This window comes from Sphingomonas caeni (assembly GCF_026013415.1).
Lineage (GTDB): Bacteria > Pseudomonadota > Alphaproteobacteria > Sphingomonadales > Sphingomonadaceae > Sphingomonas > Sphingomonas caeni.
This window is the reverse complement of the sequence record NZ_JAPDOK010000008.1, coordinates 38,393-52,592: the sequence shown is the minus strand read 5'-3', so window position 1 is coordinate 52,592 and position 14,200 is coordinate 38,393. Positions and strand designations below refer to the sequence as shown.

Here is a 14,200-nt window from a genome sequence, read left to right as displayed (position 1 = left end):
CGCATAAAATTGGGGGGAGCCGAACATGCAGGACTTGCCGTTCCAGTCGCCGACGCAATTCACGGCGCTGGTCCTGACGCTGATTGCCGGATGGCTGTTGGGGCTGGGCAGCGCTTCCGGGGGGCGCAAATGGCGCGAGCGCTATGAGGACGAGGAAGTCGAGCACTCCAGCTATCGCCACCAGGCCGAGATCGACCTGAAGGAAGCCAATCGCCGTGTCCGCGATCTCGAGGCCGAATGCGAACGGCTGAAAAAGGCGGTGACCGCCGCCGAGGCTACCGCGGCGACCGCCGCGGTGGCACCCGCCGCTGCCGCCGCAAGCGAGGAATCGGGCGGCGGATGGCGCGGCTGGTTCGGCTGGGGCCGCGACAATCTCAGCCGGATCAAGGGCATCGACGAGGCGCGCGAGAAGCGTCTCAACGAGCTGGGCATCAAGACCTATCGCGAGATCGAGAAGATGACCCCCGACGACGAGGCCGCGCTCGAGCAGAGGCTCGAAATGGAGAAGGGTGCGATCGCCAAGGAAGAGTGGCGCGAACAGGCCGCCTTGCTCCGCGCGGGCAATGAGGACGAGCATCTCAAGCGCTTCGGCTGACTTCAGCCTCGATCGCCGGATTATCATCCCGGCGAAAGCCGGGACCCAGGGTGGCAAAGCGCATCGCTCGCGGCTCTGGGTCCCGGCTTTCGCCGGGATGACGGCTTTCCGCTGAGCTCAGTCGTCCGCGAAGAGAAAGACCAGCGACTTACGGGCGAGACCGGCAACGGCGTCGCCCGTTGCCGTCTGAGGCAGCGCCTTTTCCAGTTCCGCGATCGTGGCGCTGTCGCGCGCGAGCAGCTCGGCGAGCACCGCGCGCTCGTCCGGGCCCAGCTGCACCGGCTTGCCGCCGATCGCCACGCGCGGTCCGTCGAGCGGCACGCGCCGCCGGAGCGAGGGCGTGACGAGCGTGCCGGGCCGTAGCTCCTGCATATGTCCCAGATTGATCGGCCGCATCGGGCCGGTGTCGCGGTCGATCTCCGCGGCAAAGCGGTTGAGGTCGAGCCCGTCCGCCAGCGCGCGAAGGACCGCCTGCAACCGCTCGGTCCGCGCGGCGCGCGCTTCATCGCCGGCCAACGCATTGATATCCTCGCGCCCCGCCTCCTCGCGCTCGGCGATCGCGGCGAGCCACGGCAGCAGGTCCGAGGGACGCGGCGGCTGGATGCGCACGGTCAGGTGCATCGATGCCTCGCCCACCGTCTCGGCCCAATGCACCTCGCCGCGCGGCAGATAGAGGAGATCGCCCGGCCGCATCAGGATCTCGGCCTCGACCGGGCCGGGATCGTCGCCCACCGGAAAGCGCTGGCGGTCGAGCGGGAAACGGTGCGGCTGGCCGTGGCAGAACCAGCGCTTGCTGCCATGGATCTGGAGCACGAGCACGTCGTGCGGATCGAAATGCGGCGGGAAGGCGCTTTCGCGGCGAAAACTGGCATAGCAATTGACGTCGGTGCTCGCGCGGAAATGCCGCTCGATCATCGCGTTGAGCGCGGCGACGCGCGGCACGTGGCGGCCGACGCGGTTGAGCACCATGCTCATCCCCTGCTCGCACAGATCGTGGAGCGCCCTGGCCGAGAGCTTGCGCTCGACATCGACGCGGGTGCGCGGCACCAGCAGGTCGAACCAGGCATCGCGCCCGCGCTGGATCACGCGCAGCTCGGATTCGAGCAGCATCGCCCGGCTGGGTAGCATGTTGAACACGTCCCAGGGCAGCAGCCGGGCGAAGGCGGCGGCGCGATCGGTCGAGAGATGCACCCGCCGCAGCTCGAGCATCGCCGCCTCGATCAGCGCGGGATCGTGCGGGTGGCAGAGATCGGCGACAGAACGGATCAACGGAAGGCCTCGCGCGCCAATTGGTCGGGCAGGCGAATCTCGGGCGCGCCGCTGCTCCAGTCGCCGCGGCACACCGGCAGCTCGAGCGCCCCCGCCATCCGCCCGGGCTCGAGCGGCTGGGGGCCCGTATCGAGCAGCATCTCGCTCAGCACGCGCCCGTCCCCGCCGAATGCCTGGGCATAGATGGTCTCGCCCGTCCTCGCCTTGCAATCGATCCGCACCAGATAGTGGACGCGGGTGATCCCGCTCTCGCCCTTCTCGATCAGCACCATCGTGCTCACCAGCCTGCGCCCCGCGCTGTCGGTGATCACCGATCCGCGTTCGGCGAAATATTGCAGCCGTTCGGGCGCGTCGCCCGCATCGGTCAGCCGCTGCCAGCCATTATGGCCGCGGCTGTCGACCAGCGACCGGCGCTGCACGATCAGCTCGAGCGAGGGCGCGATCGGGTTGACGCCCGCCACCTTGCGCAGATGGCTGAAGGTCTCGTCGCACACCAGGTCGCGCAGATCGGCCAGGATCGTGCCGCGCTCGACGTCGCGGGCCGGGCCGTCATTGTCGCCGCCCACCACCCTGCCCTTTTCGGACCAGGCCTCGGTGTGCACCGGCTGGTAGGTGCCGCCCTTGCAGTCGAAGCGGTAGACGACCTGCGTCATCGAGAAACTCTTGCCCGACGAAAGCCGCCCGGGCCGCTCGCTGACCATGGCCGCGCGGATCTCGCGGATCCCGGTCGCGGGCCGGCGCAGCGAGGCCAGGTCGATCAGCGCCAGCGCCTCGTCGTCGCCCTCCCCCATGAAGCTGATCGCGCGCCAATCGGGGGTGACCTGCACCGTCTGCGCCGCGGCGGGGCTTGCGAGCAGCGCCAGCATTCCAACGATCATGCGCTTCATGCGTCCCCCCATCCTCGGCGGACCCACGATAGGGCGAAGCCCGGCGGCAATCGAGTCCCCCGGCGTGGCGCCCACGTGCGGGATCAGGACGTGAAGACCTTGGCCTGCAACCCCTCGATGGGAGCATCGATCGTACCCGTGGCGCTCCAATCGCCGGTGCAGACCGCCTGGAGCGCGGGATAGGCCGCCGACTGGGGCGTCATCATCACGCGCTCGCCGGAATCCGGCGGAGACGGTTTTCGGGTGCCGTTATAATATTCGACCTTGCCGAGATTGACGACGGCCATCTCGTCGCAAACGACCCGCATCCGCGACATGATGCCGTCGCCCGGGGCCATTCCCTCGACCGTCACGAAGAAACTGAACTCGCGGACATTGGGCGTCCCGATGACCGCGACCGAATCGCGATCGACGAGGAAGGCGGCGCGCTTCGGCGCTTCCCCGTACAGCCCGATCACGTTCCAGTGTTTCGAGGTCAGGCTGCGGTCGAACGGGTCGCCCTGCTGCGCCTGGGCGGCGCCCGCGGAGAGCGCCGCACCGATAACCGCAATCGCCAGAAGCTTCCGCATGCCTTCACTCCCGCTTGAGCGCCGCCTGCGCCGCCGCGAGCCGCGCGATGGGGACACGATAGGGCGAGGCGGAGACGTAATCGAGCCCCACCTGTTCGCAGAAATGGATCGAGGCGGGATCGCCGCCATGCTCGCCGCAGATGCCGAGCTTGATGTCGGGCCGGGTCGAACGCCCGCGCTCGGCGGCGATGCTGATCAGCTCGCCGACGCCCTCGACATCGATGCTGACGAACGGGTCGCGGGCATAGATGCCCTTTTCGACATAGGTGGTGAGGAAGCGCCCGGCATCGTCGCGGCTCACGCCCAGCGTGGTTTGGGTGAGATCGTTCGTACCGAAGCTGAAGAACTCGCCCACTTCGGCGATCTCGGCGGCGCGCAGTGCCGCACGGGGCAGCTCGATCATCGTGCCCACCAGATAGTCGATCGTCCGGCCCTTTTCGGCGAAGACCGCCTGCGCCGCCTTGTCGACCACCGCCTTCATCAGCTCGAGCTCGCGGCGGGTCGCGACCAGCGGGATCATCACCTCGGGGATCGGCGCCTCGCCGCTCTTCTCGGCGACGTCGCACGCCGCCTCGAAGATCGCGCGGGCCTGCATCTCGTAGATTTCGGGATAGGTGACGCCGAGACGGCACCCGCGATGGCCGAGCATCGGGTTGAACTCGTGCAGCTCGGCGATGCGGCGCTTGAGCTTCTCGACATCGAGGCCGACCGCGGCTGCAACTTCGGCGACTTCCTCCTCCGCATGCGGCAGGAACTCGTGGAGCGGCGGATCGAGCAGGCGGATCGTGCAGGGCAGCCCCACCATCACCTCGAAAATCTGGGTGAAGTCGCTGCGCTGCTCGGGCAGCAGCTTCGCCAGCGCGGCGCGGCGGCCCTTCTCGTCCTCGGCGAGGATCATCTGGCGGACCGCGGTGATGCGCGCGGCGTCGAAGAACATATGCTCGGTGCGGCACAGGCCGATCCCCTCGGCACCGAAATCGCGCGCGGTGCGGCAGTCCTGCGGGGTCTCGGCATTGGTGCGGACCTTGAGGCGGCGGCCGGTATCGGCCCACTCCATCAGCGTGCCGAAATCGCCCGACAGCTCGGGCTGGACGGTCGGCACCGCGCCGAACATCACCTCGCCGGTCGTGCCGTCGATGGTGATCACCTCGCCCTCGCGCACCTCGCGGTTGCCGACGCGGAACAGCTTCAAATGCGCGTTGATCGCCAGCGTGCCCGCGCCCGAGACACACGGCCGGCCCATCCCGCGCGCGACCACCGCGGCGTGGCTGGTCATGCCGCCGCGCGCGGTGAGGATACCCTCGGCGGCGTGCATGCCGTGGATGTCCTCGGGGCTGGTCTCGACGCGGACGAGGATGACCTTCTGCTCGGCGGCCTTCCACTTCTCGGCAGTGTCGGCGTCGAACACCACCTTGCCCGATGCCGCGCCCGGCGAGGCCGGAAGGCCCTTGGTCAGCACGTCGCGCGGGGCATCGGGATCGAGCGTCGGGTGGAGCAGCTGATCGAGCGCCGCGGGTTCGACGCGCAGGATCGCCTCCTCGCGGGTGATCAGCCCTTCATCGGCCATGTCGACCGCGATCTTGAGCGCGGCCTTGGCGGTGCGCTTGCCCGAGCGGGTCTGGAGCATCCAGAGATGCCCGCGCTCGACCGTGAATTCGATGTCCTGCATGTCGCGGTAATGCCGCTCGAGCAGGTCGAAGACCCTGGCGAGCTCGGCGTAAACCTCGGGCATCGCCTCTTCCATCGAGAGCGGCTTGGCCCCTGCCCGCTCGCGCGCGGCCTTGGTCAGGTACTGCGGCGTGCGGATGCCCGCGACGACGTCCTCGCCCTGCGCGTTGATCAGGAACTCGCCATAGTAAGCCGCCTCGCCGGTCGCGGGATCGCGGGTGAAGGCCACGCCCGTGGCCGAGGTGTCGCCCATGTTTCCGAACACCATCGCCTGGACATTGACCGCCGTGCCCCAGTCGCCGGGGATGTCGTTCAAGCGGCGATAGACCTTCGCCCGCTCCGACTGCCACGATCCGAACACCGCGCCGATCGCGCCCCAGAGCTGGTCGTGGACGTCCTGCGGGAAGGGCTTGCCCCACAGCTCCTGCACGATCGCCTTGTACTCGCTCACCAGCGCCTGCCAGTCGGCGGCGGTCATGTCGGTATCGAGGACGTGGCCGCGATCCTCCTTGGCGATCTCGAGCGCTTCCTCGAACCGATCATGATCGAGTTCGAGCACCACATCCGAATACATCTGGATGAAACGGCGATAGCTGTCCCAGGCGAAGCGGGGATCGCCGCTGATCTCGGCCAGCCCGGCGACGGTCGCATCGTTGAGGCCGAGATTGAGGACCGTGTCCATCATGCCGGGCATCGAGGCGCGCGCGCCGCTGCGCACCGAGACCAGCAAAGGATCGGCGGGGTCGCCGAAGCGCTTGCCCGTGATCCCCTCGATATGCGCGATGCCGTTCGCGACCTCGGCGGTCAGGCTGTCGGGGAAGGCGCCGCCATTCTCATAATAGAGCGCACAGACCGGGGTGCTGATCGTGAAGCCCGGAGGCACGGGCAGCCCGATGCTCGCCATTCCATCGAGATTGGCGCCCTTGCCGCCAAGCAGGTTCTTGTCGCCATTGCCGCCGTCCGAGACTCCGCCGCCGAAGCGGTACACATATTGCGTCATGCGACTTCCCTGTTCGTGCGCCCGCGCGGGCCTCCCCGCGCCTACCGCAGGTGCGAACAAGGGGGAAGCGCCTGACCGCGTTGTCAGGAGAAGAAATGCTTCGCGGGTGCGAAAGCGAGCCGGAAGGTGAGGCGAAAGTTAGGCCCGTGCGCGGTTTCGCTCACCAGCTGGGTGGGTGAAAGGTAACACCAGGGTTGCAGTGGTTCGCACCTTTCAGGCGCACCGGTATCGCGATGTCAAAGAGCGGCCCCGGATCACGGAGCGCGCCGAGCCAAGCAGGCGAAATCCTACATTGCAAGCCGATCAATCCTCCCCCGCCAGGGGGAGGTGGCGCCGAAGGCGTCGGAGGGGGAGGAATCACGAACAAGCGTTTGGGCTTCCTCCCCCTCCGTCAGCTGCGCTGACACCTCCCCCTGGCGGGGGAGGATTGGGTCAGCCCTCGATCTTCGAGAAATCCGCCACCCGGTGCACCGCATCCCGCATCCGCGCGAGCAGGGCGAGGCGCGCGGCGCGCTTGGTCTGGTCGGCGTCGTTGACGGTCACCTGATCGAAGAAGGCATCGATGGGCGCCCGCAGCGTCGAGAGCGCGGCCATCGCGCCCGCGAAATCCTCGGCCTCGATCGCCGCGGCGGCGCGGGGCTCGGCGGCGTTGAGCGCCTCGATCAGCGTCGATTCGGCGGGCTCGGCCGCGTAGATATTCGCGCCGGTGCCGGCATCGGTGCCGTCGAAGCCCTCCTTCTTGAGGATGTTCGCGGCGCGCTTGTAGCCGGCGAGGAGGTTGGCGCCGTCCTCGGTGGTGACGAAGGCCTGGAGCGCGTGGACGCGGGCGAGCAGGCGGACGAGATCGTCCTCCCCGCCCAGCGCGAACACCGCGTCGATCAGGTCGTGGCGGACCCCGGCTTCGCGTTGCTGGACCTTGAGGCGGTCGGCGAAGAAGTCGAGGAGGCCGGGCACACCGGCGACCAAAGCTCGGTTCGCCGAATAGCGAAGCCAATAATTTACGAAGAACGAACCGCCGATTTCGACCGGTGGGTCTTCCGGGTCATCGTCGGGATCGACCGCAATTAGCTTCTTCCAAGGAGTTCCGCTGAATTCGAGCTTGGAATCGGGCTTCAATTCACTGCGGACCCGTTGGTCCGCCTGATCGAAATACCGCTTTGTTCCAAAGGCTATGGGGCTCTCGAGGTGATACCGAAGTCCCGAAACAATCGTCAGTATTTCGACGGCCAAAGTCGCGCGCCGTAGCGCAAAAGGATCTTTCGACCCAGTTGGGCGCTCGTCTGAAAGGAAGAAGCCGACAAGCGTATCCAGCTTATCCGCCAGCGACACCGCCACCGTCACCGGCGCGGTCGGGACATCATCCCCCTGCCCCACCGGCTTGTAGTGGTCGCGGATCGCTTCGGCGACGGCCGGGTCCTCGCCCTGCGCGGCGGCGTAATAGCCGCCCATCAGGCCCTGGAGTTCGGGGAACTCGCCGACCATGCCGGTGACGAGATCGGCCTTGGCGAGGCGGGCGGCGCGTTCGGCCTGATCCGCGAGCTTGGCCACTTCTTCGTCATCCCGGCGAAGGCCGGGACCCAGGGTTTCGGGCGACTGCCCTGCTTGGCTCTGGCCCCCGGCCTTCGCCGGGGTGACGATGTTTTCGGTGACCAGCCACCGCGCCAGCTTCGCCACGCGCTCCACCTTGTCGGCGACCGTCCCGAGCTTTTCATGAAACACGATCTTCTCGAGCTTGGGCTGCAAATCCTCCAGCCGCGTCTTCAGATCGGTCTCGTAGAAGAAGCGCGCATCGCTCAGCCGGGCTGCGAGGACCTTCTGGTTGCCCTCGACGATCTTCGCCCCGCCATCGAGCGCGTCGATATTGGCGGTGCAAATGAAGGCGTTGGCGAGCTTCCCGTCCGCGCCTGAGCAGACGAAATATTTCTGGTTCACGCGCGCCGTCAGCTGGATCACCTCGGGCGGGACGCTCAGGAAATCGGCGTCGAAGCGGCCGAGCAGCGGCACCGGCCATTCGGTGAGCCCGGCATTTTCGTAGAGCAGCCCCTCATCCTCGATCAGCGCGAGGCCGGCCTTGCCCGCCGCCATCTTCGCGCCGACGGCGATGATCGCGCGGCGTTCGGCACCGTCGACGATGACGTGGCAGGCGCGCAGCTTCTCGATGTAATCCGCCGCGCTGCCGATGGTGATCGGCCCGGGATGGTGGAAGCGGTGGCCGACCGTGGTGACGCCCGATTTGACCCCCGCGACCTCGAACTGGACGAGCGCGTCGCCGAACAGGGCGACGATGCCCTGCAGCGGGCGGACCCAGCGCAGGCTCTCGGTCGAGGCCGAGGCTTCGCCCCAGCGCATCGATTTGGGCCAGGGAAAGGCGTGGATGACGTGCTGGCACGCGTTGGACAGGACCGAGGGCGCGGGCATGCCCGGACGCTCGATCACCGCGAACAGCAATTTGCCGCCCTTGGCGTCGTCGCGCTCGACGAGCTGGTCGCGGGTGAGGCCGGTCGAGCGGAGGAAGCCCTCGATCGCCTGCGCGGGCGCGTCGGCGCGGGGGCCCTTGCGCTCCTCGGTCATCGCGGTGGTGGCGTCGGCGACGCCGCGGACGATCAGCGCGAGGCGGCGCGGGGTGGCGTAGCTCTCGATCCCTTCATGGTCGAGGTTGAGCGCCTCGAGCCGCGCGGCGAACAGCGACGCCAGATCGGCGCGCGCCTTTTCCTGCATCCGCGCGGGGATTTCTTCGGAGCGGAGTTCGAGGAGGAAATCGGTCATGTCACGCCGCCCACCCGTTCTTCTCCATCCACGCCGCGCACGAGCCCTTTGCGAGGTCGCGCACCCGCCCGATATAGGCCTGGCGCTCGGCGACCGAGATCACGCCGCGGGCGTTGAGCAGGTTGAAGATGTGGCTCGCCTCGATCGCCTGCTCATAGGCCGGGATCGGCAGGCCGTGGCCCAGGCAATTCTCGCATTCGGCCGCGGCCTTGCGGAACAGGTCGAACAGGGTCTCGGTGTCCGCGACCTCGAAATTCCATTTCGACATCTGGCGCTCGTTTTCGAGGAAGACGTCGCCATAGGTGTAGACCGGGCCATTGCCCTCGGCGTCGTTGAAGACGAGGTCGTACACGCTGTCCTTGTTCTGGATGTACATCGCCAGCCGCTCGAGCCCGTAGGTCAGCTCGCCCGCGACGGGCTTGCAGTCGAAGCCGCCCATCTGCTGGAAATAGGTGAACTGGGTCACCTCCATCCCGTCGCACCACACCTCCCAGCCTAGTCCCCAGGCGCCGAGCGTCGGGCTCTCCCAGTCATCCTCGACGAAGCGGATATCGTGGGTCTGCATGTCGACGCCGATCGCCGCGAGGCTGCCCAGGTACAGCTCCTGCAGATCGGGCGGGCTCGGCTTCAGGATCACCTGATACTGGTAATAATGCTGGAGCCGGTTGGGGTTCTCGCCATAGCGGCCGTCGGTCGGGCGGCGGCAGGGCTGGACGAAGGCGGCGTTCCACGGATCGGGGCCGAGCGCGCGCAAGGTCGTCGCGGTGTGGAAGGTGCCCGCGCCCATCCGCATGTCATAGGGCTGGAGGATCAGGCAGCCGCGCGCACTCCAGTAATCGTGGAGCGTCAGGATCATGCGCTGGAAGCTTAGAGGCTGTGACACGAAAACCACCGGTGAGAGAAATTTCCCGCGCTTTGGCGCAGGGGCCGGGGGCGGTCAATGGCGAGCGTTGACAGGCCCAAATGGTTAATATCTGCTCGCGGCGTGGGGAGAATCGCATCCAAACCGAAGAAGGGCTGGGCGCTGCTGCGCGCGATGCTGCTCGCCTTCGCGCTGGCCGGCACGGCGATGGCCGAGGACCGCGGCGATCCCAAGCTCGATTATGTCCGCTTCGCCCCCGACGAACAGCTGACGCTGTCGGGCAGGCTCGTCCGCCCCGATATCGATGCGCGGCGCGAAGAGGCCACCCAGGCCGAGATCCGCCGCGTCGCGGCCTCGCAGAAATATCAGCCGCGCCCGGCGATCTGGCGGATCCGCGATGCCGACACGACCATCTATCTGTTCGGTACGGTCCATTCGCTGCCGCCGGGATTCAAGTGGCGCAATCCGGTGCTCGAGGGGGTCGTCGTCCAGGCCGACACGCTGATCCTCGAATCGACCGAGAAGGATGGCCAGGAAGTCACCTTCCTCGAAGGCACGTCCGCGCAGAATGGCGGCCCGCCGCTGCCGCCGCTGATCGAGCGCGCCTCGCCGCAGTTCCGGCCCAAGCTCAAGGAATTGCTCGCGGTGCTCCCGCCCGACGCGGCGTCGGGGCTCGACAGGATGCCGACCTGGATCGCAGCGATGGGGATCGGCTATCTGCGCGACCTGATGATCGGCGACATGCCGAGCCAGGGCGCGGACGACTGGCTGGAACAGCATTTCCGCGCGACCGGGCGCCCGGTGGAGGCGATCGAGGATTCGAAGGCGGTGGTCTCGAACATCAATGCGATCCCCGAGGACGCGCAGCGGATGATGCTCGACGCGGCGCTGGCAGCGCCCGACCGGACGCATGCCGAGCTCGACGCGCCGGCGCATGCCTGGGCACAGGGGAATGTCGGCTATGATTCGCCGCTGCGGGTGTTCGCGGACCAGCTCGATCCGTCATCGGCGATGGCCGATCCGTTGCTGATCCAGCGCAACACCGCCTGGGTCGATTCGCTGATCGCGCGGCTGGCGGCCAAGCCCGGGGTGGTGCTGTTCGCGGCCGGCGCCGGGCATTTCGTGGGACCGGGTTCGGTGATCGATCTGCTCCAGAAACGTGGGCTTCGCGTCGAGCGGGTTCAGTAGCCTCCCTATCGGCCGTCATCCCGGCGAAAGCCGCGACCCAGAGTCGCGAGCGCTGCACTTTGTTACCCTGGGTCCCGGCTTTCGCCGGGATGACGAAGAGGGTAGCGAGGGCTCATATGAAAAAGCTGCTGATCCTGCCCGCCCTGCTGGCGCTCGCCGCCTGCGGGTCGCCCGCCCCTGCCCCCGCCGCCAAGGACGCCGATCCGGCCTTGTGGGTGGTCAAGGATGACGACACGACCATCTATCTGTTCGGCACCATCCATGCGCTCAAGCCGGGCCTGAGCTGGTTCGACGAGGGGGTGAAGCAGGCGTTCGACAAGAGCGACAGCCTGGTGCTCGAACTGGTGCTGCCGCCCGATGCCGAGCTGCAGGCGCTGGTGGGCGAGATTGGTTTCACGCCCGGGCAGCCGCCGCTCTCGGCGCAATTGCCCGCGGGCGAGGCGATGAAGATGCAGGCGGCTTTGGCCGCGGCGGGGCAGCCCAGGGACGGGCTCGACGCGATGGAGCCGTGGCTCGCCGCGGTGATGCTCGCCAACCTGCCCTCGCAGCAGGCAGGCTATGAGCAGAAGGACGGCGCCGAGGCGGTGCTGACCGCGGCGGCCAAGGCGGCGGGCAAGCCCGTCGAGGGGCTGGAGACGGCGCGCGAGCAGTTCGGCTATTTCGACCGGCTCTCCCCCGGCGCGCAGCGCGCGCTGCTGGTCGAGACGATCGACGGGCTGCCCAAGGGCGCGGAAACGCTCGACCAGATCGTCGCGCGGTGGCGCGCGGGCGATGCCGACGGGATCGCGAAGCTGATCAACGAGGATCTCGCCGATTCGCCCGAACTGGCCGAAGCGCTGCTGGTGAACCGCAACCGGCATTGGGCGGACTGGATCGCGGGGCGGATGAAGACGCCGGGAACGGTGTTCGTCGCGGTCGGCGCGGGGCATCTTGCCGGGGGGCAATCGGTGCTGGCGGAGCTGAGCCGGCGCGGGTTTTCGGTGACGCGGGTTACGTACTGACGCTGCGCCCCTGCGAAGGCTGCGTATATCGATTGCAAATGCGCCTTCCCGAATCCTCCCCCTGGCGGGGGAGGTGGCGCCGAAGGCGACGGAGGGGGAGGACTCCCAAACGTCTGTTCTGGCATCCTCCCCCTCCGTCAGCTTCGCTGCCACCTCCCCCTGGCGGGGGAGGATTGACTCGCATCCGACTCTAATTTAACCGATAGGTTATCAAACCTAGAGGTTACATATATGCAGCCCGACCCGCTCAGCGCCACCTTCGCCGCGCTTGCCGACCCCACCCGCCGGGCGATCCTCGCGCGGCTGGCGCTGGGCGAGGCGCCGGTGGGCGAACTCGCCCAGCCCTTCGCGATGAGCGGGCCCGCGGTGACCAAGCATCTCAAGGTGCTCGAGGGCGCAGGGCTGATCTCGCGCGGGCGGATCGGCCAGCAGCGCCCGGCGAAACTCGAGGCCGCGGGGCTCAAGGCCGTGAGCGACTGGCTGGGCGAATATCGCCGCTTCTGGGAATCCAGGTTCGACGATCTCGACGATTATCTGCAGCAAATCCAAGGAGAATGACCATGACGACCGACACGCTGGGTGTGGGCTATGAAGTGACGATCGAGCGCAGCTTCGATGGGCCGCGCGCGCTGGTTTTCGATTGCATGACCAAGGCCGAGCATCTTGCGCGCTGGTGGGGCCCGCGCATGTTCGACGTGCCGCAATGCGAAAGCGATGCGCGCGTCGGCGGCGCGATCATGATCGAGATGCGCGGCCCCGAACCCTATGGCAGCAACATCGTCCGCGGCGAATATCTTGAAGTGTCTCCGCCCAAGCGCCTGTCGTTCCGCCTGCGCGCGTTCGAGGGTGCGGATGGCAGCTGGGGCATTCAGCACGTCACCACGATGCAGTTCGAGGACGGCCCGGGCGGCACGACGCTGATGACGATGACGACCGTCACCGAGCAGGTCAGCGACGAACTGCTGCCGGCGCTGGGCGGGATGAAGGAAGGCTGGAGCCAGAGCTTCGACAAGATGGCGGAACTGCTGGCGGAACTGGGCTAAGGCCGGATTCATCCTCCTCGAATCGTCATCCCGGCGAAAGCCGGGACCCAGGGTTGCAGGCGATGTGCTTCGTGGCTCTGGGTCCCGGCCTTCGCCGGGATGACGGATAGGGTTCAATCTTGGCGGATCACATCCTAGCGCCCGTCGCCGCCACGCTTGCCCTCCGCCCCCCTTTCCGCTAGGGGCGCACGCTTGCCGCGGCAGGGTCATCCCTGGAGGCCTGCCGGGCATGAAGACTGAAACATCTAGCGTATTGGAAGACAGATGAGCGAAATGCTTACCTTGTCGGCCGAGACGCGTGATCGGGTTGGCAAGGGAGCCTCCCGTTCGCTGCGTCGCGAAGGCCGCGTCCCCGCCGTGATTTACGGCAACAAGCAGGACCCCGAGGGCATCCACCTGAGCGAGCGCGAGCTCGTCAAGGCGCTGATGACGGGCCACTTCTTCAATTCGGTCGTGATGATCAACGGCCAGCGCACGCTGCCGAAGGACGTCGCGTTCGACGTCGTCAGCGATCGCCCGATCCATGTCGACTTCCTGCGCATCGGCGAGCATTCGACCGTGCACGTCAACGTGCCGATCGTCTTCACCGACGAAGAGGAAAGCCGCGGCATCAAGCGGGGCGGCGTGCTGAACATCGTCCGCCACGAGCTCGAGCTGGTCTGCGACGCGGCCGAGATCCCCGACGACATCACCGTGTCGCTCAAGGGCTTCGACGTGGGCGATTCGATCCATATCTCGGCGGTGACGCTGCCCAAGGGCGCGAAGTCGGCGATCACCGACCGCGACTTCACCATCGCGACGATCGTGGCGCCCTCGGCGCTCAAGTCGAGCGAAGGCGACACCCAGACCACGACCGAGGACGAGGCCGAATAAGGCTTCGCACTTTTCCGGTTCAAGAAATCGCCTCCGCGCCTAAGGTGCGGGGGCGATTTTCTTTTCGGGGAGCGGTGCGATGAAGACGATGATGATGGGTGGCGCGGCGATCGCCGCGGCGATGCTGATGGGCGCGGCGCCGGCGGCGGCGCAGCAGCGGCCCACGGCACAGGCCAAGGCGGACCCCGACGCGGTGTGCCTGATCGCGATCACGATCACGCTGTCCCAGTATGAAAAGAATGTCGCGTCGGTGCCGGACGAGGCCAAGGCGACGGTCAAGTTCTTCGAAGGCGCGCTCCATTTCTATTCGGGCAGGATCGCCGCGCGCTATACCGAGGCGCAGTTCGGGCCGGTCATGCGGGCGGGCTATGCCGAATATAACGCGCTGCCGGCTTCCGATAAGCCCAAGCGCTCGGCCGATTGCACCATCGCCGAGGGCGATACGCTGAAGGCGATCGCGAACGCCATCGGGGGCTGAA

The 14,200-nt window shown here is 67.4% G+C and carries 13 protein-coding genes; 7 read left to right on the top strand and 6 right to left on the bottom strand.

The genetic code is table 11. The features are described from left to right. The first annotated feature begins 25 nt into the window (after positions 1-25). On the top strand, positions 26-595 hold the full coding sequence (locus tag OF829_RS17080) for a hypothetical protein (protein WP_264941355.1): 570 nt from the start codon (positions 26-28) through the stop codon (positions 593-595). 117 nt (positions 596-712) lie between these two features. On the opposite strand, the gene OF829_RS17075 is transcribed toward OF829_RS17080, so the two are convergent. From OF829_RS17075 to OF829_RS17050, 6 genes are all read right to left on the bottom strand, one after another. After that, positions 713-1,864: a cupin domain-containing protein gene (locus OF829_RS17075; RefSeq protein WP_264941354.1), complete on the bottom strand. Its 1,152-nt coding sequence runs from the start codon at positions 1,862-1,864 to the stop codon at positions 713-715. Continuing rightward, positions 1,861-2,751 (bottom strand): hypothetical protein, encoded by an 891-nt coding sequence (locus OF829_RS17070; RefSeq protein WP_264941353.1) that lies wholly within the window; start codon positions 2,749-2,751, stop codon positions 1,861-1,863. The genes OF829_RS17075 and OF829_RS17070 overlap by 4 nt, the downstream gene beginning before the upstream one ends. 83 nt (positions 2,752-2,834) lie before the next feature. Next, positions 2,835-3,320 (bottom strand): hypothetical protein, encoded by a 486-nt coding sequence (locus OF829_RS17065; RefSeq protein ID WP_264941352.1) that lies wholly within the window; start codon positions 3,318-3,320, stop codon positions 2,835-2,837. A gap of 4 nt (positions 3,321-3,324) precedes the next feature. Then, positions 3,325-5,988 (bottom strand): pyruvate, phosphate dikinase, encoded by a 2,664-nt coding sequence (gene ppdK, locus OF829_RS17060; protein ID WP_264941351.1) that lies wholly within the window; start codon positions 5,986-5,988, stop codon positions 3,325-3,327. 432 nt (positions 5,989-6,420) lie between these two features. Next, positions 6,421-8,754: a glycine--tRNA ligase subunit beta gene (gene glyS / locus OF829_RS17055; RefSeq protein WP_264941350.1), complete on the bottom strand. Its 2,334-nt coding sequence runs from the start codon at positions 8,752-8,754 to the stop codon at positions 6,421-6,423. A gap of 1 nt (position 8,755) precedes the next feature. After that, on the bottom strand, positions 8,756-9,610 hold the full coding sequence (locus OF829_RS17050; RefSeq protein WP_264941348.1) for a glycine--tRNA ligase subunit alpha: 855 nt from the start codon (positions 9,608-9,610) through the stop codon (positions 8,756-8,758). 129 nt (positions 9,611-9,739) lie between these two features. On the opposite strand from OF829_RS17050, the gene OF829_RS17045 reads away from it, so the two are divergent. From OF829_RS17045 to OF829_RS17020, 6 genes are all read left to right on the top strand, one after another. Next, positions 9,740-10,804 carry a TraB/GumN family protein gene (locus OF829_RS17045; RefSeq protein ID WP_264941347.1) on the top strand — a complete coding sequence of 355 codons (1,065 nt, stop codon included), beginning with the start codon at positions 9,740-9,742 and terminating at the stop codon, positions 10,802-10,804. A gap of 116 nt (positions 10,805-10,920) precedes the next feature. Beyond that, a complete protein-coding gene (locus tag OF829_RS17040) occupies positions 10,921-11,805 on the top strand; it encodes a TraB/GumN family protein (protein ID WP_264941346.1) in 885 nt (294 codons plus the stop codon). Between the two features lie 231 nt (positions 11,806-12,036). Further along, positions 12,037-12,363, top strand: a complete 327-nt coding sequence (locus tag OF829_RS17035) for an ArsR/SmtB family transcription factor (protein WP_264941345.1) — start codon at positions 12,037-12,039, stop codon at positions 12,361-12,363. 2 nt (positions 12,364-12,365) lie between these two features. Beyond that, on the top strand, positions 12,366-12,848 hold the full coding sequence (locus tag OF829_RS17030) for an SRPBCC family protein (protein WP_264941344.1): 483 nt from the start codon (positions 12,366-12,368) through the stop codon (positions 12,846-12,848). Between the two features lie 264 nt (positions 12,849-13,112). Further along, positions 13,113-13,721, top strand: coding sequence for a 50S ribosomal protein L25/general stress protein Ctc (locus tag OF829_RS17025; RefSeq protein WP_264941343.1), 609 nt, complete (start codon positions 13,113-13,115; stop codon positions 13,719-13,721). 79 nt (positions 13,722-13,800) lie between these two features. Continuing rightward, the gene (locus tag OF829_RS17020; RefSeq protein WP_264941342.1) at positions 13,801-14,199 is read left to right on the top strand and encodes a hypothetical protein; all 399 of its coding nucleotides are present in this window, start codon (positions 13,801-13,803) and stop codon (positions 14,197-14,199) included. The last annotated feature ends 1 nt before the right edge of the window (position 14,200 follow it).